20 protein-coding genes and 2 pseudogenes are annotated in these 21,049 nt (G+C 59.6%); 13 read left to right on the top strand and 9 right to left on the bottom strand.

Going from position 1 to position 21,049, the window contains the following annotated elements; translation table 11 throughout:
• Window positions 1-36 precede the first annotated feature (36 nt).
• Complete coding sequence (locus tag DJ564_RS02220; RefSeq protein WP_109627339.1) at window positions 37-891, top strand: EamA family transporter; 855 nt, start codon at window positions 37-39, stop codon at window positions 889-891.
• A gap of 62 nt (window positions 892-953) precedes the next feature.
• On the opposite strand, the gene DJ564_RS02215 is transcribed toward DJ564_RS02220, so the two are convergent.
• Window positions 954-2,495, bottom strand: coding sequence for a phosphoenolpyruvate carboxykinase (locus DJ564_RS02215; protein ID WP_109627337.1), 1,542 nt, complete (start codon window positions 2,493-2,495; stop codon window positions 954-956).
• Between the two features lie 182 nt (window positions 2,496-2,677).
• A complete protein-coding gene (gene hslO, locus DJ564_RS02210) occupies window positions 2,678-3,580 on the bottom strand; it encodes an Hsp33 family molecular chaperone HslO (RefSeq protein WP_109627335.1) in 903 nt (300 codons plus the stop codon).
• Between the two features lie 103 nt (window positions 3,581-3,683).
• Between hslO and DJ564_RS02205 the strand changes: the two genes are divergently transcribed.
• Window positions 3,684-4,487, top strand: a complete 804-nt coding sequence (locus DJ564_RS02205; protein WP_109627333.1) for a phosphatase PAP2 family protein — start codon at window positions 3,684-3,686, stop codon at window positions 4,485-4,487.
• A gap of 168 nt (window positions 4,488-4,655) precedes the next feature.
• Here the strand turns inward: DJ564_RS02205 and DJ564_RS02200 are convergent, their stop codons facing one another.
• Window positions 4,656-5,063 carry an RNA-binding S4 domain-containing protein gene (locus DJ564_RS02200; protein WP_109627331.1) on the bottom strand — a complete coding sequence of 136 codons (408 nt, stop codon included), beginning with the start codon at window positions 5,061-5,063 and terminating at the stop codon, window positions 4,656-4,658.
• Window positions 5,064-5,179: 116 nt separating this feature from the next.
• Here DJ564_RS02200 and DJ564_RS02195 point away from each other — a divergent pair, with 116 nt between their 5' ends.
• From DJ564_RS02195 to rimK, 3 genes are read left to right on the top strand one after another with little or no spacing between them, the layout of a single operon-like run.
• Window positions 5,180-5,959: an EAL domain-containing protein gene (locus DJ564_RS02195; protein ID WP_109627329.1), complete on the top strand. Its 780-nt coding sequence runs from the start codon at window positions 5,180-5,182 to the stop codon at window positions 5,957-5,959.
• Between the two features lie 35 nt (window positions 5,960-5,994).
• Window positions 5,995-6,456, top strand: a complete 462-nt coding sequence (locus DJ564_RS02190) for an ATP-dependent zinc protease (RefSeq protein ID WP_169857612.1) — start codon at window positions 5,995-5,997, stop codon at window positions 6,454-6,456.
• The gene (gene rimK, locus DJ564_RS02185; protein WP_007949201.1) at window positions 6,453-7,358 is read left to right on the top strand and encodes a 30S ribosomal protein S6--L-glutamate ligase; all 906 of its coding nucleotides are present in this window, start codon (window positions 6,453-6,455) and stop codon (window positions 7,356-7,358) included. The genes DJ564_RS02190 and rimK overlap by 4 nt, the downstream gene beginning before the upstream one ends.
• A gap of 170 nt (window positions 7,359-7,528) precedes the next feature.
• Here the strand turns inward: rimK and DJ564_RS02180 are convergent, their stop codons facing one another.
• Window positions 7,529-8,842 carry an ATP-binding protein gene (locus tag DJ564_RS02180; protein WP_109627327.1) on the bottom strand — a complete coding sequence of 438 codons (1,314 nt, stop codon included), beginning with the start codon at window positions 8,840-8,842 and terminating at the stop codon, window positions 7,529-7,531.
• Window positions 8,843-8,943: 101 nt separating this feature from the next.
• Window positions 8,944-9,684 carry a two-component system response regulator OmpR gene (gene ompR, locus DJ564_RS02175; RefSeq protein ID WP_010464774.1) on the bottom strand — a complete coding sequence of 247 codons (741 nt, stop codon included), beginning with the start codon at window positions 9,682-9,684 and terminating at the stop codon, window positions 8,944-8,946.
• Window positions 9,685-10,044: 360 nt separating this feature from the next.
• Here ompR and DJ564_RS02170 point away from each other — a divergent pair, with 360 nt between their 5' ends.
• The 7 genes from DJ564_RS02170 to tauD all read left to right on the top strand — a co-directional run bounded on the left by DJ564_RS02170 (window position 10,045) and on the right by tauD (window position 18,464).
• Window positions 10,045-12,369 (top strand): Tex family protein, encoded by a 2,325-nt coding sequence (locus tag DJ564_RS02170; protein ID WP_109627325.1) that lies wholly within the window; start codon window positions 10,045-10,047, stop codon window positions 12,367-12,369.
• Window positions 12,369-12,752: a PaaI family thioesterase gene (locus tag DJ564_RS02165; RefSeq protein WP_008019061.1), complete on the top strand. Its 384-nt coding sequence runs from the start codon at window positions 12,369-12,371 to the stop codon at window positions 12,750-12,752. The genes DJ564_RS02170 and DJ564_RS02165 overlap by 1 nt, the downstream gene beginning before the upstream one ends.
• Before the next feature lie 315 nt (window positions 12,753-13,067).
• A complete protein-coding gene (gene gshA / locus DJ564_RS02160) occupies window positions 13,068-14,651 on the top strand; it encodes a glutamate--cysteine ligase (protein WP_109627323.1) in 1,584 nt (527 codons plus the stop codon).
• Window positions 14,652-14,947: 296 nt separating this feature from the next.
• Entirely contained in the window at window positions 14,948-15,925 is a 978-nt protein-coding gene (tauA, locus tag DJ564_RS02155; RefSeq protein WP_109627321.1) for a taurine ABC transporter substrate-binding protein, read from the top strand.
• Window positions 15,926-15,941: 16 nt separating this feature from the next.
• Complete coding sequence (tauB, locus tag DJ564_RS02150; RefSeq protein ID WP_109627320.1) at window positions 15,942-16,736, top strand: taurine ABC transporter ATP-binding subunit; 795 nt, start codon at window positions 15,942-15,944, stop codon at window positions 16,734-16,736.
• Complete coding sequence (gene tauC, locus DJ564_RS02145; RefSeq protein ID WP_109627318.1) at window positions 16,733-17,566, top strand: taurine ABC transporter permease TauC; 834 nt, start codon at window positions 16,733-16,735, stop codon at window positions 17,564-17,566. Before tauB ends, tauC begins: the two co-directional genes overlap by 4 nt.
• 55 nt (window positions 17,567-17,621) lie before the next feature.
• Window positions 17,622-18,464 (top strand): taurine dioxygenase, encoded by an 843-nt coding sequence (gene tauD, locus DJ564_RS02140; protein WP_109627316.1) that lies wholly within the window; start codon window positions 17,622-17,624, stop codon window positions 18,462-18,464.
• Between the two features lie 136 nt (window positions 18,465-18,600).
• Here the strand turns inward: tauD and mgrA are convergent, their stop codons facing one another.
• The 4 genes and pseudogenes from mgrA to DJ564_RS32305 form a co-directional block, all read right to left on the bottom strand.
• Window positions 18,601-19,638: an L-glyceraldehyde 3-phosphate reductase gene (gene mgrA / locus DJ564_RS02135; protein WP_109627314.1), complete on the bottom strand. Its 1,038-nt coding sequence runs from the start codon at window positions 19,636-19,638 to the stop codon at window positions 18,601-18,603.
• A 136-nt stretch (window positions 19,639-19,774) separates the two neighbouring features.
• Window positions 19,775-20,176, bottom strand: a complete 402-nt coding sequence (locus DJ564_RS02130; protein WP_109627312.1) for a type II toxin-antitoxin system HicB family antitoxin — start codon at window positions 20,174-20,176, stop codon at window positions 19,775-19,777.
• A 58-nt stretch (window positions 20,177-20,234) separates the two neighbouring features.
• Window positions 20,235-20,354, bottom strand: a pseudogene (locus DJ564_RS02125) (type II toxin-antitoxin system HicA family toxin); the annotation flags it as partial.
• A pseudogene (locus DJ564_RS32305) lies at window positions 20,353-20,475 on the bottom strand (LysR family transcriptional regulator); the annotation flags it as partial. The pseudogenes DJ564_RS32305 and DJ564_RS02125, both read right to left, overlap by 2 nt.
• A 296-nt stretch (window positions 20,476-20,771) precedes the next feature.
• On the opposite strand from DJ564_RS32305, the gene DJ564_RS02115 reads away from it, so the two are divergent.
• Window positions 20,772-21,032, top strand: a complete 261-nt coding sequence (locus tag DJ564_RS02115) for a hypothetical protein (RefSeq protein WP_109627310.1) — start codon at window positions 20,772-20,774, stop codon at window positions 21,030-21,032.
• The last annotated feature ends 17 nt before the right edge of the window (window positions 21,033-21,049 follow it).

Genomic DNA, 21,049 nt, shown 5'->3' with positions numbered 1-21,049 from the left:
AGTGCACACCTATAAGGACATAGCGTGGACGTATTGATGGGTTTGCTCGCCGCCTTGCTTTGGGGCGGCACGGATTTTCTGGTGGGATTGAACGCCCGCGCGGTCGGCGTTAAACGCGCTGTCTATTTCGGTCAGGCACTGGGCTTCAGCATCATGAGCCTGTTGCTGATCGCCTTTCCTGCCTTCATTCTCAAATCCCTGTCGGCATCGCTCGATGTCTGGCTGATCGGCATTGTCGCCGCTGTGTTGACCGTGTCAGGAGCACTGGCCTTGTCCAAGGCGTTCGCCCTCGGCAAAGCCTCTATCGTCGCACCGTTGGTAACCTCTTACGGCGTGGTCACCACGTTGCTGTCCTGGGCCGGCGGTGAACAGATCAACCTGATCCAACTGCTGTGCATCGCGCTGTGCGTGATCGGGGTCATCCTTTCCAGCATCCACTCTGACTCGAAACTTCCACACACCACTCAGGCCAGCAGTTCGATTGCCTATGCACTGTTGGCGGCTGTCTTTTATGGCACCAGTTTCTGGCTGCAAGGCCGCTTCGTTCTTCCGGTGCTGGGTCCGGTGACGATGCTGTGGCTCGCGTATCTGATCGGGTTGATCGTGCTGGTGGTCATTGTGTTGAGGGTGAAGGATGGTCTGAAAATTCCACCGCTGAAGAACTGCGTGACGCTGACCGGTGCCAGTCTCATGAACCTTGGTGGATTTTCATCATTCGCCTGGGGCGCGGTGGCGGGGTCGGTATCGGTGGTGACAGTGATCAGCACGTTATCCGGAGGCATTGCGGCGATTCTGGGCTACGTATTCTTCAAGGAGAGGCTGGCGAAAATACAGGTGCTGGGCGTGGTCTTGGTGTTAGTCGGAGCGTTCGTTCTGCACCTGAAAACCTGAACCGAGCGCCCACAAAAAAGCCGCCCTCAAAGGGCGGCTTTTTCATTCGCTAAATCCAAGCCTTACAGCTTAGGACCCGCAGCCTTGATCGCGTCGCTCACTTCAAACTTCTTGAAGTTCTCAACAAACAACCCGGCCAGCGCCTTGGCAGCTTCATCATAAGCAGCCTTGTCAGCCCAGGTGTTACGTGGGTTCAACAGGCCAGTCTCAACGCCCGGCACTGCCAACGGCACGTCCAGGTTGATGGTGTCGAGGTGCTCGGTTTCAGCACCGATCAACGCGCCGCTCTGGATCGCTGCAATCACGCCACGCGTGGTCGGGATGTTGAAGCGCTTGCCAACGCCGTAGCCGCCGCCGGTCCAGCCGGTGTTGACCAGGTAGACCTTGGAGCCGAAGCCGCGGATACGCTTGATCAGCAGTTCTGCGTATTCGCCGGCCGGACGCGGGAAGAACGGTGCGCCGAAGCAGGTGGAGAAGGTCGACTTGATGCCGCTACCGGAACCCATTTCAGTCGAGCCCACCAGAGCGGTGTAGCCGGACAGGAAGTGGTAGGCCGCTTGTTCTTCGCTGAGGATCGAGACTGGCGGCAGGACGCCGGTCAGGTCGCAAGTCAGGAAGATCACAGCGTTTGGCTCGCCGCCGAGGTTCTTCTCGGAACGCTTGGCAACGTGCTCCAGCGGGTAAGCGGCGCGGCTGTTCTGGGTCAGGCTGACGTCAGCGTAGTCGGCGTGCTTGGCCTCGTCGATCACGACGTTTTCCAGGACTGCGCCGTGCTTGATGGCTTTCCAGATGACCGGCTCGTTCTTCTCGGACAAGTCGATGCACTTGGCGTAGCAGCCGCCTTCGATATTGAAGACAACGCCTTCGCCCCAACCGTGTTCGTCGTCACCGATCAGGTAACGGCTTTCGTCGGCGGACAGGGTGGTTTTACCAGTGCCCGACAGACCGAAGAACAGGGTCACGTCGCCCGCTTCACCGATGTTGGCAGCGCAGTGCATTGGCAGCACGTCGGCGGCTGGCAGCAGGAAGTTCTGCACCGAGAACATGGCTTTCTTCATTTCACCGGCGTAACGCATGCCGGCGAGCAGCACTTTCTTCTGGGCGAAGTTGATGATCACGCAGCCGTCGGAGTTGGTGCCGTCACGCTCTGGAACGCACTCGAAGTTGGCGACGTTCAGAACTTGCCACTCTTCACGACCGGCCGGGTTGTACTGAGCCGGATTGATGAACAGGCAACGACCGAACAGGTTCTGCCAGGCAGTCTGCGTGGTCATTTTCACGGCCAGGTAGTGCTCTTCAGCCGAACCTACATGAACGTGGGAAACGAAATGCTCTTGCGCGTTGTTGAAGGCCTCGACGCGGTCCCACAGGGCATCGAACTTGTCGGCCGGGAACTTGCGGTTGATCGGGCCCCAGGCAATGGCGGCCTGAGTGGACGGTTCTTCAACGATGAAACGGTCGACTGGCGAGCGACCGGTACGGTGACCGGTGCGAACAACCAGCGCGCCAGTGTCGGCAAGCTCGCCTTCACCGCGATTCAAGGCTTCTTTTACCAGATCATCAACACTCAGATCGGTGTACACGGCGTTATTGGCTTGCGTCATGAGATTCCCCGTCGGCCAGTGGCCGAGTGTGCTCCAAACGTTTTGTAGTAGAAAGTCGTGCACTACTACCGCGACAAAAAGTGGGCCGGATTATGCCAGAAACGCCCAAAAATAGTAGGGCCCTCCCGTCAGAACGGCGTTATTCCGGCGCTATCCAGTGAATTTACCTGCGCTGAACCGTTTTAGTGCCGGGTATCTGACGGCGTATCCACACCCGCGCCCGCGAACAATTGAGAGATATCGGCCGCATCAAACAGGTAACGCTGGTTGCAGAACTGGCAATCGATCTCGATGTTGCCGCCGTGCTCGATAACCAACGCCTGCGCGTCTTCCATACCCAAACTGACCAGAGCATTGCCTGAACGTTCGCGCGAGCAGCTGCAACGGAAACGCAGTCTCTGCACATCAAACAGGCGCACCTGTTCTTCGTGGTAGAGGCGGTGAAGCACGGTTTCGTTGTCCAGGCTCAGCAATTCGTCAGCGGTCAGGGTGCCGCCCAGCGCGGTGATGTGCTGCCAACTGGCGTCGCGCTCTTCCTGGTCTTTCAAGCGGTCGGCAGGCAGCTGCTGCAGCAACAGGCCACGGGCACGACGGCCATCGGCATACAGCCAGAATCGGGTGCCGACCTGTTGCGACATCACAAAGTAATTAGTGAAGCACTCCGACAGGGTTTCGCCATCCAGATCAACGATGCCCTGGTAACGCTGGCCCTGGGTCGGGTCGATGGTCAGCGCCAGAACGCCGTTGGGCATCAAGTCGGCGAGGGTCGCGTCGGGGGCAATCTGGTCGGCTTCATAACGGGCGAGGCCTCGGATTTCGCGCTCGCTGGAGCATTCGATCATCAGCAGCGGAATCGGGCCGTCGGAACGGGCCTGAAGAATCAGCAAGCCATCGAACTTCAAGGTGCCGACCAGCAACGACGCGGCCGCCATCAACTCGCCGAGCAGTTGCGCGACCGGCTCCGGATACGGGTGCTTGGCGAGCACTTCGGCGTAACTCCGTTCCAACGAAACCAGCTCGCCGCGGGTGTCGCTGTCATCGAAGATGAAGCGTTGGGTGTAGTCGGTATCCGGTAGATCGGTCATAGGTCTGGGTATCTGAAGTAATGACAAAATGGTTACAAATCGTGAAGATTGCGCCTTTGCAGCACCGCTTTGGTGCGCGATGTTCAGCCATGGGAGGCATATTATGAACAATCCGGGTTTGTTCCAAGCAAGGTGGAACCTCCGCCGGTTGGCTCTATGCAATTTCGTGCCTCTGGCACTGCTGGCCTTCTGGTTATGGCCTACGGGTCAGATGCTGTGTATGATTTTCGACGAGTGGCTATTTCATCTGCTGAATGCGCCGCTGGCCAGCAACCCGATATGGCTACGCATCTGGGCGATTGCAAGTCTGCGCCCGTTCGATGTGGTGGTTGGAGTGATTCTGCTGACGCTGCTGATCAAGGGCGATTGGGTGTTCGAGAAGACTGAGGTGCGCCAGGCGTTTTTCGGTTTTCTCGCGGTTCTGCTGGTGCTGCTGTTTATCCGCATGCTGTTCTCAAAGCTTGCCGTATACATGAGCTGGCAACACAGCAGCCCGTCGATGATGATCGAGGGTGCGATTCGTATGAGTGACTATTTCCCGGGCCTTGAGAAGTCCTGGGAATTGAAGGATCGGTCGACGCAAAGCTTTCCGGGTGACCACGCTTCGGTGTTGCTGATCTGGGCGCTGTTCATGACCGTGTTCAGCCGAAATTCCTGGCAGACATTGGTGATTTGGTCCTTGGCGCTGCTGTTCATGATGCCGCGCTTGGTGGCGGGCGCCCATTGGGGCCAGGACGATTACATTGGTGGTGTGTTGCTGGCGGTATGGGCGTTGGGCTGGGGTTACTACACGCCGTTTGCCTATCACGCTTCGGCGTTTTTCCTGAAGGTGACGGCACCGGTGTTCGGGTTGCTAGGGAAATTGCCGGTGGTTTCGCGGATGAGTGTGGTAAGGGCGGCCGGCTAATGCCTTGATGCCATTTCTGTGGCGAGGGAGCTTGCTCCCGCTCGGCTGCGCAGCAGCCGCAAAACCAGGCGACAGGGATCTATCTGAAAGAACCCGGTTGTCGGTATAGGGAGTCCTTCGGCCTCCAGCGGGAGCAAGCTCCCTCGCCACAAATCATGTGAGCAATGACTACTCGTCGTTGCTACTACCGCGAAACTTGAACAAATCCCGCCGCTGTTTCTTGCTCGGCTTGCCATCGGTGCTCACGCCCAACGCGCCGGCCTTGCGCATGGCCGCGGCCGCTTCGCGCTTGGCGATGCTGGCATCGGTTTCCGCATACAACGTCTGAGCCTCAGGCGCGCCACGACGCACAATCGATAGCGCCTGAACCACCACCGTACGTTCCTCGAACCCTGCACGAATCTGAAACTCGTCGCCGACCCTCGGTTCCTTGCCCGGTTTGCAGCGCTCACCCCGGCAATGCACCTTGCCACTTTCAATCGCCGCCTTGGCCAAGGCACGTGTTTTGTAAAAACGCGCAGCCCACAACCACTTATCGAGACGGACCTTGTCGTCCTCTTCGTTTTTTTGTGCCACTTGAATTCCTCTTTCAGCCCATAGTCGGAACTGTACTACCGTTTCTGTCGGGCGCAAGAACTCGGCCCTCCAGATAAACTGTGATCTTGGCCGGCTCACCGGCATGGAGTGATCGAGTGACTATATTCCCGTCTTCATTGACTTCGCCCCAGGGCGGTTGCCAAGGCTGTCAGCAAAGCGAGCCGCTGGGCTTCGATTTTTCTTTTGCCTACCAACCGATCGTCGATCTGCGCGACCGGTCGATTTTTGCTCATGAAGCGTTGGTCCGCGGCATTGCCGGGGAAGGCGCACTGTCGGTGCTCGATCAGGTCAACGAGGAAAATCGCTACCGCTTCGACCAGCTCTGCCGGACCCGCGCCATTGAAGGGGCGGCCAATCTAAACATGCAGACACACTTGTCCATCAACTTCATGCCCAACGCCGTGTACCGCCCGGAACTGTGCATCCGCACTACTCTGGAGGCCGCGAAAAAACACAACTTCCCCATCAACCGTCTGATTTTCGAAACGCTGGAAAGCCAGCACGTAGATAACTATCGCCATTTGACTAATATTCTGCGTGAATACCGCGAATTCGGCTTCAAGACCGCCATCGACGATTTCGGCGCGGGCTACTCGGGGCTCAATCTGCTGGCTGATTTCCAACCGGACCTGATCAAACTCGACATGGCACTGATCCGCGATGTCGATCGCGATCGTGTTCGTCAGGCTATCGTTCGAGGGGTTGTCACAATGTGTGCGGAGTTGAACGTTACAGTCATCGCCGAAGGCATCGAAAGCGCCGGAGAACGGGATTTCCTGGCGGACTGTGGAATATTTCTGATGCAGGGTTACTGGTTCGCCAAGCCTGCATTCAAAGCGTTGGCCCAGGTAACGCCTGAGGCGTGGACGCGTTAATCGCCGGTTTTTTCCTATTGAAGACATTTGACCATTTGACCGTTATCGGTCTGCGCGAGTGGGTGGCGCTCCCGGATCTGGGAGTCGCGGGCCTGCGCGCAAAAATCGACACCGGCGCCAGCACCTCGAGCCTGCACGCCACCGACATCGAGCCGTTCGAGCGCGACGGTGAAAGCTGGGTGCGCTTCACCGCGCACCTGGGCACGGTGGTGCAGTTGCGTCATCGACGCTGCGAGGCGCCACTGGTGACGCGCAAAACCATTAAAAGCTCCAACGGTCACGCGCAGATGCGTTATGTGGTCAGCACCACACTGGCCCTGGGTGATCGGGTATGGCGGGTCGAATTCACCCTCGCCTGCCGCAAATCCATGCGTTATCGCCTGTTACTCGGTTCCAAAGCCCTGATCGACGGCCAGCTGGTGGTCAATCCGGGGATTAAATATGTACAAGACAAGCCGGTGTTCCCGGTATCTACCTCCTCCACAGGTGTTGCATGAAGATCGCTGTGCTGTCGCGGAACCCGCGTCTGTATTCCACTCGTCGTCTGGTCGAAGCCGGTACCGAGCGTGGCCATGAAATGGTGGTGATCGACACCCTGCGCGCCTATATGAACATTGCCAGCCACAAACCGCAGATCCACTACCGTGGCAAGCCGCTGGAAGGTTTCGATGCGGTGATCCCGAGGATCGGTGCGTCTGTGACGTTTTATGGCTGTGCGGTGTTGCGCCAGTTCGAAATGATGGGGGTTTTCCCGCTCAACGAGTCGGTGGCCATCGCCCGCTCGCGGGACAAACTGCGGTCGCTGCAATTGCTCTCGCGCCGTGGCATCGGTTTGCCGGTGACCGGGTTTGCGCACTCACCGGATGACATTCCCGACCTGATCGACATGGTCAACGGCGCACCTCTGGTGATCAAGGTGCTGGAAGGCACTCAGGGCATCGGCGTGGTGTTGTGTGAAACGGCGACCGCCGCAGAATCGGTGATTGAAGCCTTCATGGGCCTGAAGCAGAACATCATGGTTCAGGAATACATCAAGGAAGCCGGGGGCGCGGACATTCGCTGCTTCGTGGTCGGCGACAAGGTGATCGCGGCAATGAAGCGCCAGGCCAAGCCTGGAGAATTTCGCTCCAACCTGCATCGCGGCGGCAGCGCCAGCCTGATCAAGATCACCCCGGAAGAACGCATGACGGCGTTGCGTGCGGCGAAGGTCATGGGGTTGGCGGTGGCGGGGGTGGATATCTTGCGCTCCAATCACGGGCCGCTGGTGATGGAAGTGAACTCGTCGCCGGGATTGGAAGGGATTGAGACCACCACCGGGAAGAACGTGGCGGGGATCATCATTGAGCATCTTGAGAAAAATGGCGGGCCGAATATGACCCGGACCAAAGGCAAGGGCTAAAGCTAAGAGCCCCCTCACCCTAACCCTCTCCCCAAAGGGGCGAGGGGACTGACAGTGGTGTTCTTTCGAGCTACATCGACCTGAAAAATCGAGTCGAGCTCAGGTTTTGAAAACAACCGAGATCTGCTCCCTTTCCCCCTCTCCCCTGTGGGGAGAGGGGTGGCTCTTGGCTACACCGCGTCTCTAGGCAACATCAACCCCAGCGGCAACCGCACCCGAGCTTCGAGACCACCACCGGCCCGATTGCGCAACTCAACATTCCCGCCATGCATCGAAGCAATCCGCTTCACGATGGCCAGTCCAAGTCCTGTCCCCTTCCCACCCCGGGCACGATCACCCCGGGTGAATGGGTTGAAGATCGCTTCCAGCTCGGACGGATCAATCCCCGCCCCACGGTCCATGACGCTCAGCACCACATAAGGCGCGCTGGTATCGCCAGACACATAAGCCGCCACCTCAACCCCGCTGCCAGCATGGTGCAAAGCGTTGCCGATCAAATTGTTCAGCAACCGCTTCATCGATACCCGACGCAGGGGAAACGGCTGAATCGGCTCCAGGCGCAGCCGCACTTTTTCTTCGTTCTGGTTGTACGGTGCCGCAACCTCACGAACCAGGTCACTCAGGTCTACTTCCTCGACAGACTCGTCACGACCATCGCGGATAAACGCCAGGAACTGGTCGAGAATCGCGTCCATGTCCTCGATGTCACGCACCATATCGTCCGACAGGTCGCTATGGTCGCCCATCAACTCCAGGGACAAGCGCAAACGGGTCAGCGGCGTACGCAGGTCGTGTGATACCCCGGCCAGCATCAACTCACGCTCGCGACCGGCCTGCTCGACGTCTTCAGCCATCTGGTTGAAGGCACGGTACACCTCGGTCATCTCGCTCGGCGTGTCGCTGATCGGCAGGCGCACGCTGCGCCCCTGACCGAGTTGCCGTGCGGCATACACCAGACGTTTCAACGGTTGATTGAGCTGGCTGACGAAGATCCACGCCGAGGCGGTGGACAGCAAGCCGATAGCAAGGAACCACCCAAGCACGTTCCAGATTTTCTGGCCGCGCAACGGATGCGGATAGAGCGGCACTTTCAGCCAGCCGTCGCCCAGGCTAGGCGCCCGAACCCACAGGGCCGGCGGCGAGTGCATGCGTAATCGCACTTCGGTGTCGGCACCCAACTCCGCCTGCATCTGCCGCTGATAGATCTCGCTGTAAGGCCAGTGTTGCTCGCCTTCCGGCACACCCGCGCCCACGACCCGGATCAGCGTGGCGGCATCAGCAATTTTCTCTCGATTTTTTTCATCGGCAGCCCAATAGGCGCGCAGCGTAAGGGCGACGCCGTGGCTGTATTGGCGGTCCACCAGCACGTCTTCGTTCATCAACAGATAAACCAGGGTCAGCGCCTTGGAGAACAGGACGACGATCAGCACCAGCCACAGGGTGCGGGAGAAGAAACTCTGGGGGAACCAAACGGGGGTTTTCATGGATAACCGCTACACACTTGCAGGAGCGAGCGATGCTCGCATATTGCGGATCGCGAGTCTGCGGACAATCGTCCGCAAGACCCGCTCCTACAAATCGCCGATCACTTGGTGGCGGCGCCATCCGGTACGAACACGTATCCCACGCCCCAGACCGTCTGGATGTAACGCGGTTTGGATGGATCGGGTTCGATCATCCGGCGCAGACGGGAGATCTGCACGTCGATGGAACGCTCCAGGGCATCCCATTCACGGCCACGGGCCAGGTTCATCAGCTTGTCGCGGGTCAGTGGCTGACGCGCGTTCATGACCAAGGCCTTGAGCACCGCGAATTCACCGGTGGTCAGCATGTGCACTTCGTCACCGCGCTTGAGTTCGCGGGTGGCCAGGGACAGCTCGTAGTCACCGAAGGTCACGCTTTCGTCTTCGCTGCCCGGTGCGCCCGGCACAGGCGTCGACTGGCGACGCAGGACCGCTTTGACACGGGCCATCAGCTCATCCGGGTTGAACGGCTTGGCCAGGTAATCGTCGGCGCCCAGTTCCAGGCCCTTGATGCGGCTCAGCTCATCGCCCTTGGCGGTCAGCATGATGATCGGGATCTGATTGTTCGCCGTGCGCAGCCGGCGGCAGGCGGTCAGACCGTCTTCGCCGGGCAGCATCAGGTCGAGGACGACCAGGTTGAACACTTCACGCGCCAGCAGGCGATCCATTTGTTCAGTGTTCGGTACGGCGCGGGCTCGGTAGCCCTTGCTGACGAAAAAACGTTCCAGCAGGCTGCTCAGCCCTGGATCGTCGTCAACAATAAGAATTTTTTCGCCTTCAGCATTGTTTGCAGTGCTGCTCATTAGATGCTCCTTTGATCTCGGCGCGCATTATGGCGTAGCTGCCGTTATACGCACCGTGTGCATTGTTAGCAGATTTTTCCTTCACCGCCAGAAATCCGGCCCTCGCGCTACCGCCTGCGATGCCCCTGAATGATAGAACGCTGGTTATAATGCGCGGCCTTTTGTGTCAGGCAACGTCTGATCATGGCTGCAGGTGGCCGCTTTTTATTTTCATGGCGCCGGCAGTCATTGTTCGATTTCACGGGTCAACGGGATACCTGTTGATCCAGGTAGCGGCGCAGGCCAGGCCGCTCAACCAGACTCGCCGAGGCCTTATCTCTGCGCCTGCGAGCCTGCTTTCACAATTTGTCAGGTGGTTTTATGGACAGCATCAACAGCCGCATCGCCGAGGAACTCGGTGTACGCCCACAACAGGTCGAAGCGGCCGTCGCGCTACTCGATGAGGGCTCTACCGTTCCCTTCATCGCCCGTTACCGGAAAGAAGTGACCGGCAGCCTCGATGACATTCAGTTGCGTCATCTGGAAGAGCGTCTGCGCTACCTGCGAGAACTCGACGAACGGCGCATCAGCATCCTCGCCAGCATCGAAGAGCAAGGCAAGCTGACCCCGCAGCTCGAACGCGACATCAAGCTCGCCGACACCAAGACCCGCCTCGAAGACTTGTACCTGCCGTACAAGCAGAAGCGCCGCACCAAGGGCCAGATCGCCCTGGAAGCCGGCCTCGGCGAGCTGGCCGACGGCCTGTTCAACGACCCGACCCTGACGCCAGACGCTGAAGCCGCGCGCTTCGTCGATGCCGAAAAAGGCGTCGCCGATGTGAAAGCCGCCCTCGAAGGCGCCAAATACATCCTGATGGAACGCTTCGCCGAAGACGCCGGCTTGCTGGACAAACTGCGCAGCTACCTCAAGCAGGAAGCCACCCTCAGTGCCCGCGTCATCGCCGGCAAGGAAGAGGAAGGCGCCAAATTCCGCGACTACTTCGAACACGACGAGCCGCTGAAAAGCATGCCGTCGCACCGCGCGCTCGCCATTTTCCGAGGCCGTAACGAAGGCATTCTGAGTTCGGCGCTGAAAGTCGGCGACGAGCTGCCGGGCACCATGCACCCGTGCGAAGGCATGATCGGCCAGCAATTCGGCATCCAGAACCAGAACCGCGCTGCCGACAAATGGCTGGGCGAAGTGGTGCGCTGGACCTGGAAGGTCAAGCTTTACACCCACCTCGAAACCGATTTGCTGGGCGAGCTGCGCGATGGCGCGGAAACCGAAGCGATCAACGTGTTCGCCCACAACCTGCACGACTTGCTGCTGTCGGCCCCGGCCGGTCCGCGCGCCACCCTGGGCCTCGACCCGGGTCTGCGCACCGGCTGCAAGGTCGCCGTGGTCGATTCCACCGGCAAACTGCTGGATCACGCCACGGTTTACCCGCACGTGCCGCATAACAAGTGGGACCAGACCATCGCGATTCTCGCCGCCCTGTGCGCCAAGCACTCGGTCGACCTGATCGCCATCGGCAACGGCACCGCCAGCCGTGAAACCGACAAGCTCGCCGCTGAGCTGATCAAAAAATACCCAGCCATGAAGATGACCAAGGTCATGGTCTCTGAGGCCGGTGCATCGGTTTACTCGGCATCGGAACTGGCTTCCAAGGAATTCCCGGACCTCGACGTGTCGATCCGTGGCGCGGTGTCGATTGCCCGTCGCCTGCAGGATCCGCTGGCCGAACTGGTGAAGATCGATCCGAAATCCATCGGCGTCGGTCAGTACCAGCACGACGTGTCGCAGCTGAAACTGGCGCGCGGCCTGGACGCTGTGGTCGAAGATTGCGTGAACGCCGTGGGCGTCGACGTGAACACTGCCTCCGTGGCGCTGCTGGCGCGCATCTCCGGCCTCAACGCGACCCTGGCGCAGAACATCGTCAGCCACCGCGACGAGCACGGCGCATTCAAAACCCGCGCCGCGTTGAAGAAAGTCGCACGCCTGGGTGAAAAAACCTTCGAACAGGCCGCCGGTTTCCTTCGTGTCATGAACGGCGACAACCCGCTGGATTCGTCGGCGGTTCACCCGGAAGCCTATCCGCTGGTGCAGCGCATTGCCGCTGAGACCGACCGTGACATTCGTTCGCTGATCGGCGATGCGAGCTTCCTCAAACGTCTCGATCCGAAGAAGTACACCGACGAGACTTTCGGTCTGCCAACGGTCACCGACATCCTGCAAGAGCTGGAAAAACCCGGTCGCGACCCGCGTCCCGAGTTCAAGACTGCCGAGTTCCAGGAAGGCGTCGAAGACTTGAAGGATCTGCAACTGGGCATGATCCTCGAAGGCGTGGTAACCAACGTGACCAACTTCGGCGCGTTCGTCGACATCGGCGTGCATCAGGACGGTTTGGTGCACATCTCCGCGCTTTCGGAGAAGTTCATCAGGGATCCGCGTGAAGCGGTGAAGGCTGGTGACGTGGTGAAAGTGAAGGTCATGGAAGTCGATATCCCGCGTAAACGCGTGGGTCTGTCGATGCGCATGAGCGACACCCCGGGCGAGAAAATCGACGGTGCCCGTGGCGCACGTCCGGGGTCGGCTCCACGCCAGTCCCAGAACAACGCACCGCGTAAAGAAACCACGGCGGCGGCCCCCGCCAACAACGCCATGGCTTCGCTGTTCGCCAACGCCAAGCAGTTGAAGAAACGTTGATGGAGATTCCCGCCGGCCTGACCGAAAGCGCGTTTTTCAAGCTGCTGGGCTGTCGCTTGCACAGCCTGGAAACCGGGGTGGCGCAAGTCGCCCTGGCGCTTGAACCAGAACTGCGCAATCGCGGCGGCAAGCTGCACGGCGGGGCCTTGTTCAGTCTGGTGGACATTGCCATGGGGCTGGCCTGTTCCAGCACCCACGGCTTTGACCAGCAGAGCGCGACCATCGAATGCAAGATCAACTACATTCGCGCTGTTTCAGACGGCGAAGTGATGTGTACGGCGCGGGTGATTCACCCGGGCCGTCGCACGCTGGTGGTCGAAGCTGACGTGATGCAAGGCGACAAACTCGTCGCAAAAGCACAAGGCACGTTCGCTGTCCTGTAGCTAGATGTCATCGATTTGAGTTAATTTCAGCGCTAAGAAAACCTGTGGGAGCCTGTGGCGAGGGGGCTTGCCCCCGTTGGGCTGCGAAGCAGCCCCAAAATCTCTGAATTTCCAGGATCTTGTGAGCGCTACGCACTCAAACGGGGGCAAGCCCCCTCGCCACAGGTCGCTCCCACAGGGATTGTGGCGACTTGGCTGACTGACATTGGTCTGACCGGCTCAAAAACCAGGCGAAAACGCCAGTTTTAACTTCACCCTTGTAGACCGTCTTGCCCACCCCCATATTGGGGCGACTGACGCGTGAAGGAATCCAACTTGAGCGAACTTCTCAACCGCCGCCTGGCTCTGCTCGGCGAGCGCGCTAACCTCTCTCTGCTCGAACAGTGCCTTCACGGCATCGAACGTGAATGCCTGCGCGTGACCGGCGAAGGTCGCCTGGCGCAAACGCCGCACCCGGAAGAATTGGGTTCCGCGCTGACCAATGAACAAATCACCACCGACTATTCCGAGTCGCTGCTGGAATTCATTACCCCGGCCCTGCCAGACCCGGCCGATACGCTGGCGAGCCTGGACAAGATCCACCGTTTTGCCTACAGCAAGCTCGGCAACGAGTTTCTGTGGAGCCCATCGATGCCGTGCCCGTTGCCGGCCGAGGAAGACATCCCGATCGCCTATTACGGCACGTCCAACATCGGTCAGCTCAAGTACGTCTACCGCAAGGGCCTGGCCCTGCGGTACGGCAAGACCATGCAGTGCATTGCCGGGATTCACTACAACTTTTCCCTGCCCGAGAAGCTCTGGCCGCTGCTGAGCGAGACTGAAGGCTTTGTCGGCACCGACCGCGACTATCAGTCGTCGGCCTACATCGCGCTGATCCGCAACTTCCGCCGCTACAGTTGGCTGCTGATGTACCTGTTCGGTGCTTCGCCGGCGCTGGACGCAGGTTTCCTGCGCGGTCGTTCGCACCAGTTGGAACAACTGGACCCGGACACGTTGTATTTGCCGTACGCCACCAGCCTGCGAATGAGTGACCTGGGTTACCAGAGCAACGCCCAGGCCGGTTTGACCCCGTGCTACAACGACTTGGCGAGCTACACCGACAGCCTGCGCAAAGCGGTCGCCACGCCGTATGCGCCCTACGTCGAAATCGGCACGCATCAGGACGGTGAGTGGGTTCAGCTCAACACCAACATCCTGCAGATCGAAAACGAGTACTACTCCAATATCCGCCCGAAACGCGTGACGTATACCGGCGAGCGGCCGATCCAGGCGCTGGTGGCCCGTGGCATTCAGTACGTCGAAGTACGTTGCCTGGACATCAACCCGTTCCTGCCGATGGGCATCGACCTCACCGAGTCGCGTTTCCTCGACGCGTTCCTGCTGTATTGCGCGCTGAACGACAGCCCGCTGCTGACCAATACTTCGTGCGGCAACGCGACCTCGAACTTCCTCAGCGTGGTCAAGGAAGGTCGTCGTCCGGGCCTGCAATTGCAGCGCGATGGTCAACCGGTCGACCTGAAGGAATGGGCCGGCGAATTGCTGGAGAAGATTGCGCCTTTGGCAGCGTTGCTGGATCAGAGCCATGGCGGCGATGCCCACAGCAAGGCATTGGATTCGCAACTGGCCAAGGTCAAGGACTCGTCCCTGACGCCATCGGCCCAAGTGCTGGCGGCGATGGCGGAGCACAAGGAGAGCTTTGCTCAATTCTCCCTGCGCCAAAGCCAGGCGCATGCGGAGTTTTTCCGCAGCGAGCCGTTGAATAGCGAAGACCAGGCGAAGTTTGAAGAACGCGCCCGTTCCTCTCTGGCTGAGCAAGTGGAGCTGGAGCAGAACGAAGTCGGCGATTTCGATGTGTTTGTCGGGTCGTACCAGGCGAGCATTCTGGCGATCAGCAACTAATCTGCAATCTCTCTGGTAACAGGGTTTTCTGTGGCGAGGGGATTTATCCCCGTTCGGCTGCGAAGCAGTCGCAAGCTATTCGATTCGGTTTTACTGATGCACTGCGATTGAAGGTTTTGGGGCCGCTTCGCAGCCCAACGGGGATAAATCCCCTCGCCACAAAAGCAATCCACAGTAACGGGCCTTAGAATTTTCCGCTCATATGCTCATTCGAAAAAGTTATTTATTTTCGGATTCTTAGATCATTTAGTCTCCTTTTCACGCCGACTCTCGGTCGCCTGACAAGGAGCTTCTCAATGAAACTGACTTTCCCCCTTCGCCTCCTGGCGGCCGCGTCTCTGGCTGCGGCGAGTTTCTTTGCCCAGGCGGCTGACGTCACCGTCGCCTACCAGACCACCGTAGACCCGGCGAAAGTCGCCCAGGCCGACGGCGCTTACGAAAAAGCCACCAACGCCAAGATCGACTGGCGCAAATTCGACAATGGCGCCGACATCATCGCCGCCATCGCTTCCGGCGATGTGCAGATCGGCTACCTCGGTTCCAGCCCGCTAACGGCGGCCATCACCCGCAAAGTCCCGGTCGAAACCTTCCTCATCGCCACCCAGATCGGCGCCGCCGAAGCCCTGGTCGCCCGCGACGGTTCCGGGATCAAAACCCCGCAGGACCTGATCGGCAAGAAAATCGCCGTGCCGTTCGTTTCCACCGGCCACTACAGCCTGCTGGCGGCGCTGAAGCACTGGAACATCGACCCGTCGAAAGTCACCGTACTCAACCTCGCTCCGCCCGCCATCATCGCCGCATGGAAACGCGGTGACATCGACGCCACTTACGTGTGGGACCCAGCACTCGGCGTCGCCAAGGAAAACGGCAAGGTGCTGATCACCTCCGGCGAATTGGCCAAGTTCGGCGCGCCGACCTTCGATGCGTGGATCGTGCGTAAAGACTTCGCCGAGAAGCACCCGGAAATCGTCACCGCGTTCGCCAAAGTGACCCTGGATGCCTACGCCGATTACCGCAAAGACCCCAAAGCCTGGCTCGCCAATCAATCCAACGTAGACAAACTGGTGAAACTCTCCGGCGCCAAAGCCAGCGACATTCCGTTGCTGCTGCAGGGCAACGTCTTCCCGCTGGCGGCTGATCAAGTGATTACTCTCGGCGCGCCGACCACCAAGGCCATCACCGACACCGCTGTGTTCCTCAAGGAACAAGGCAAGGTCGAGGCTGTGCTGCCGGACTACGCGCCGTACGTCAGCGCCAAGTACATCACCAACTAATCGGGAGTTAACCGCGATGGCTTTGCTACAGCTGGAGCGCATCAGCGCACAGTACCCCGGCGCCGCCGAACCGGTACTGGCGGATATTTCCCTGAGCCTGGGGCCCCAGCAATTGCTGGTGGCCCTCGGCCCGTCCGGCAGTGGCAAGACTTCGCTGTTGAACCTGATTGCCGGTTTCGTCGAGCCCAGCGCCGGGCGCATCACCCTGGACGGCGTACCGGTCAAAGGCCCGAGCGCCGAACGCGGCGTGGTGTTCCAGGACGACGCCCTGCTGCCTTGGCAGGACGTGTTGGCCAACGTCGGTTTCGGCCTGGAACTGGCGGGTGTATCCCGAGAAAAACGCGAAATCCGTGCTCGGGAAATGCTCGCGCTGGTGGACCTTTCCGGTTTCGAAAGCCGCCGCATCTGGCAGCTCTCGGGCGGTCAGAAACAGCGTGTCGGTTTGGCTCGAGCCCTCGCCGCCGACCCGCGCGTGTTGCTGATGGATGAACCCTTCGGCGCCCTCGACGCCTTCACCCGCGAACAGATGCAGGAGCTGCTGCTACAAGTCTGGCAGCGCACCGCCAAACCGGTATTCCTGATTACCCACGACATCGAAGAAGCGGTGTTCCTCGCCACGGATTTGATTCTGCTGGCGCCGAATCCTGGGCAAATCGTTGAGCGCCTGAGCCTGGATTTCGGTCAGCGTTACGCGGCCGGTGAGTCGGCTCGCTCGATCAAATCCGACCCGCGCTTCATCGAAACCCGCGAACACGTGCTCGCCAAAGTGTTCTCCCAACGCAGTACCGCCCAGCGGAAGGAGCGCGCATGAGCAGCTATGAAATTCCTACCGTTGCGGTGAAACCAGGGTCCGCAGCCATTCCGGTGCGACGCAGCCTCAGCACTCGGTGGATCAGCTTGCTGACGCTGGTGGCGCTCGTTGTCATTTGGTGGGCCGTTACCGCCACTGGAATGATCGAACCGCTGTTCCTGCCGCCACCGTCCGCCGTGCTGCAAAAAGGCTGGCTACTGGTGACCACCGGCTACATGGATTCCACGTTGTGGCAGCACTTGGGCGCGAGTCTCAGCCGTATCGGTCTGGGCCTTGGCTTTGCCGTGCTGACCGCCGTGCCCGTCGGCATCGCCATCGGCCACAACCGCATCGCGCGCGGCGTTCTCGATCCGCTGATCGAGTTCTACCGCCCTATTCCACCGCTGGCTTATCTGCCGCTGATCGTGATCTGGTGCGGCATCGGTGAGCTGTCGAAAGTCTTGCTGATCTACCTCGCGATCTTCGCCCCGATTGCCATCGCTACCGCGACCGGCGTGCGTACCGTCGACCCGGCCAAATTGCGCGCCGCGCAATCGTTGGGCGCGACCCGGGCGCAGTTGATTCGCCATGTGATTCTGCCGAGTGCCTTGCCGGATATTTTGACTGGCGTGCGTATCGGTCTGGGTGTGGGTTGGTCGACGCTGGTCGCCGCCGAACTGATTGCCGCCACCAGCGGTTTGGGCTTCATGGTGCAGTCGGCCGCGCAGTTCCTGGTCACCGATGTGGTGGTGCTGGGGATTCTGGTCATCGCGCTGATCGCCTTCGCCATGGAAATGGGCCTGCGCGCCCTGCAGCGCAAACTGGTGCCGTGGCACGGCCAGGCTCACTAAAGATTTGTCATTGACCATGCCGACAGCTCGGCACCCTGGATTGAAGAGAAAGACCATGAGTAACCTGACCATCGTTCCCCTCAGCTACGCCCTCGGCGCGCAAATCAGCGGCATCGACGTGAGCCAGCCGCTGAATCGGGAACAGCGCGATGCCATCGAGCAAGCGCTGCTCAAGCATCAAGTATTGTTCTTCCGCGACCAGCCGATCACACCTCAGCAGCAGGCACGATTCGCCGCAAACTTTGGCGATCTGCACATCCACCCTATCTACCCGAACGTGCCGGAACAGCCCGAAGTGTTGATCCTCGACACCGCCGTCACCGACGTGCGCGACAACGCGATCTGGCACACCGACGTGACCTTCCTGCCGACCCCGGCCATGGGCGCGGTGCTGAGTGCCAAGCTGTTGCCGGAGTTTGGTGGCGACACGTTGTGGGCCAGCGGCATTGCGGCGTATGAAGCGTTGTCGGCGCCGCTGAAAAGCTTGCTCGAAGGGCTGACCGCCACTCACGATTTCACTCGCTCGTTCCCGCTGGAGCGTTATGGCAACACGCCTGAAGCATTGGCTCAGTGGGAAGAAGTGCGCCGCAAAAATCCGCCATTGTCGCACCCGGTGATTCGCACGCACCCGGTGAGCGGGCGTCGGTCGTTATTCGTCAATGAAGGCTTCACATCGAAGATCAATGAGCTGTCGGAAACCGAGAGTGAAACGATTCTGAAGTTTCTGTTTGCTCACGCAACGCGGCCAGAATTTACGATCCGCTGGCGTTGGCAGAAAGACGATGTGGCGTTCTGGGATAACCGTGTGACACAGCATTACGCCGTGGACGATTACCGGCCGGCACGGCGGGTGATGCAGCGGGCTACGGTGTTGGGGGATGTGCCGTTTTTTAACTGAACGCTGATTTCTTTATTGACTGGTCTGGCCCCTTCGCGAGCAAGCCCGCTCCTACATTGGGAATGCGTTCCCCTGTGGGAGCGGGCTTGCTCGCGAAGGCGACATGACAGGCGCCGGAAGACCCGGCGCCGAACACTTATTCAGCCGTCGAAGGCTTCTCCCAAAGATTGATCCCACCCTCTTGGGCAAACCGATCAATCTCCGCCAGCTCCTCAGCACTAAAGCTCAAATTCTTCAACGCCCCGACGTTCTCGATAATCTGCTCCGGCCGGCTCGCGCCGATCAGCGCCGAAGTCACGCGCGGATCGCGCAGCGTCCACGCCAGCGCCAGTTGCGCCAGGCTCTGACCGCGACGCTTGGCGATTTCGTTGAGCCCACGCACATGGGCGATGTTGGCTTCGGACAGATGAGATTCCTGCAACGAACCACCACCCGGACGGTTGACCCGAGCATCCTTCGGAATGCCATTGAGGTATTTGTCGGTCAACAAGCCCTGCGCCAGCGGCGTGAACGCAATCACGCCGGTGCCAAGTTCGTCGGTGACATCCAGCAGGTCGTTTTCCACCCAGCGATTGAGCAGGTTGTACGCCGGTTGGTGAATCAGCAACGGCACTTTCCACTCTTTCAACAGCGCCGCCATCTCACGGGTTTTCACCCCGGAATACGACGAGATACCGATGTACAACGCCTTGCCCTGCTGCACGGCAGTGGCCAGCGCACTGGCGGTTTCTTCCAGTGGCGTGTCCGGGTCGAAGCGATGGGAGTAGAAGATGTCCACGTAGTCCAAGCCCAAGCGTTGCAGGCTCTGGTCGAGGCTGGCCAGCACGTATTTGCGCGAACCGCCGCCCTGACCGTAAGGACCGGGCCACATGTCCCAACCGGCCTTGCTCGAGATGATCAGCTCGTCGCGGTACTGCTTGAAGTCTTCACGCAGCAAACGACCGAAGTTGATCTCGGCGCTGCCGTACGGCGGGCCATAGTTGTTGGCCAGGTCGAAGTGGTTGATGCCCAGGTCGAACGCGGTGCGCAACAACGAACGTTGAGTATCGATCGGCGTGCTGTCGCCGAAGTTGTGCCACAAGCCCAGGGACAGCGCCGGCAGCACCAGACCGCTGCGGCCCACGCGGCGGTAAGGGATAGAGTCGTAGCGGTTTTCGGCAGCGGTGTAAGTCATCGAATCCTCTCTTGTCTGTCTTGAAGTTGGTATCGACTGCTTCGCAAGTTGCCCAGCATACGCCCAGACAAACGCCGATAAACCTCGGACTCGAGAAAATGCTGAAACGTTTCACAGATTTTTAATCCTTCAACGTTTAAGCCGACAACTCACGTAGCGCGGCAGCCGCCAAAAAGCCAGACCTTGAGCTATATCGCTGATCCCGCCTGACCGTCTGATCGATACGCTCAAGCAACTGCTCCGGCAATGTGGCATTGAAACGCACTGACTTACCGAAGTACGGCGTGATATCGAACTCGACCACACCCCACACGCCACCAGCGTAATCGGGATTATCAAGGTGAGCATCGATCTCGCGTATCTGAGGAAGTGGATCGCCATCGGCGACCAGGCCTTCATAGTGCAATGACAACGCCTCTTTTACGTTTTCAAATGCCTGCGCCACAGTAGCGCCTGCGGAGAAGCAACCCGGTACGTCCGGGATAATCACTCCGTAGTCTGAGTCGGCATCCTTGTGCAGAACGACCGGGAATTTCATTTCGGCGAGCCCTTCCTGTGATGTGGCCCTTCGAGGCTCTCGTTTCCGATCTCGGGCCTCATTTCAGACCCGCCTGTTTCAATATGCTGTTGATCGTCCCTTTTGGAAGATCCGAGTCAGGGTGTTTTATCGTCACCCTTCCGGGCTTGCCCGGATGCTTGTACTGATGGTGACTGCCTGCGCAGGTTGGAGATGCGTTTTCCGATCAGCGCCAAATCACTCAAGGTGCCGGCGCGCAGGACGCGGTCGTCGCCTTCTGCGATCAGGTCGACAAAGCGGTCGGCCTCGCTGATGGACAGTAGGAATCACCGCCATGCCCCCTCAAACTTCGAAAGTTGCCCTCGTGACCGGCGCCTCCCGCGGCATCGGCGCGGTGATCGGATTCGGCTTGGGTCAATGGACAGATTCTGCGGGCTAATGGTGGATTGGTTTAAGCTGGTTTGCAGGCAGGCCAGACGCCTTCGCGGGCAAGCCTCGCTCCCACAGGGGATGCCGGTAAACACAAGCATTATGTTCACTGACGATCCCTGTGGGAGCGGGCTTGCCCGCGAAGGCGATCTTGAGGGCAGCACACATCTAAAGGACGGAATGCATCATGCACACCACGATCATCATCACCTTCGGCCTGATCCTGCTGGCGCTGATGCTGTTCATCGGCGAGAAAATCGGCTTCAGCCGCCAGACCCTGGCCTACAGTTTTGTGGTGCTGTGGCTGGCCCTGACGTTGATCAACGGCGCGGTCGGCATGGTGCATGCCGGTCAGCCGTTGAGCACGGAACTGGTGGTCGGCAGCGCCGTGTTCGGTGTACCGGTAGCGGCGATGGTGCTGTTCATGGTGCTGAGCACTGAAACATGAGCACCACCGCCCCGGCG

It is taken from the genome of Pseudomonas sp. 31-12, from assembly GCF_003151075.1.
GTDB lineage: Bacteria > Pseudomonadota > Gammaproteobacteria > Pseudomonadales > Pseudomonadaceae > Aquipseudomonas.
The sequence above is the reverse complement of the archived record's forward strand: the minus strand, read 5'-3'. Positions and strand labels throughout refer to the sequence as shown.

Bases quoted from the DNA above. Each gene is read 5' to 3' on its own strand.
- DJ564_RS02220 (WP_109627339.1), top strand. From the start codon at position 37: ATGGGTTTGCTCGCCGCCTTGCTTTGGGGCGGCACGGATTTTCTGGTG.
- DJ564_RS02215 (WP_109627337.1), bottom strand. From the start codon at position 2,495: ATGACGCAAGCCAATAACGCCGTGTACACCGATCTGAGTGTTGATGAT.
- hslO (WP_109627335.1), bottom strand. From the start codon at position 3,580: ATGACCGATCTACCGGATACCGACTACACCCAACGCTTCATCTTCGAT.
- DJ564_RS02205 (WP_109627333.1), top strand. From the start codon at position 3,684: ATGAACAATCCGGGTTTGTTCCAAGCAAGGTGGAACCTCCGCCGGTTG.
- rimK (WP_007949201.1), top strand. From the start codon at position 6,453: ATGAAGATCGCTGTGCTGTCGCGGAACCCGCGTCTGTATTCCACTCGT.
- DJ564_RS02180 (WP_109627327.1), bottom strand. From the start codon at position 8,842: ATGAAAACCCCCGTTTGGTTCCCCCAGAGTTTCTTCTCCCGCACCCTG.
- ompR (WP_010464774.1), bottom strand. From the start codon at position 9,684: ATGAGCAGCACTGCAAACAATGCTGAAGGCGAAAAAATTCTTATTGTT.
- DJ564_RS02170 (WP_109627325.1), top strand. From the start codon at position 10,045: ATGGACAGCATCAACAGCCGCATCGCCGAGGAACTCGGTGTACGCCCA.
- DJ564_RS02165 (WP_008019061.1), top strand. From the start codon at position 12,369: ATGGAGATTCCCGCCGGCCTGACCGAAAGCGCGTTTTTCAAGCTGCTG.
- tauA (WP_109627321.1), top strand. From the start codon at position 14,948: ATGAAACTGACTTTCCCCCTTCGCCTCCTGGCGGCCGCGTCTCTGGCT.
- tauB (WP_109627320.1), top strand. From the start codon at position 15,942: ATGGCTTTGCTACAGCTGGAGCGCATCAGCGCACAGTACCCCGGCGCC.
- tauC (WP_109627318.1), top strand. From the start codon at position 16,733: ATGAGCAGCTATGAAATTCCTACCGTTGCGGTGAAACCAGGGTCCGCA.
- tauD (WP_109627316.1), top strand. From the start codon at position 17,622: ATGAGTAACCTGACCATCGTTCCCCTCAGCTACGCCCTCGGCGCGCAA.
- mgrA (WP_109627314.1), bottom strand. From the start codon at position 19,638: ATGACTTACACCGCTGCCGAAAACCGCTACGACTCTATCCCTTACCGC.
- DJ564_RS02130 (WP_109627312.1), bottom strand. From the start codon at position 20,176: ATGAAATTCCCGGTCGTTCTGCACAAGGATGCCGACTCAGACTACGGA.
- DJ564_RS02115 (WP_109627310.1), top strand. From the start codon at position 20,772: ATGCACACCACGATCATCATCACCTTCGGCCTGATCCTGCTGGCGCTG.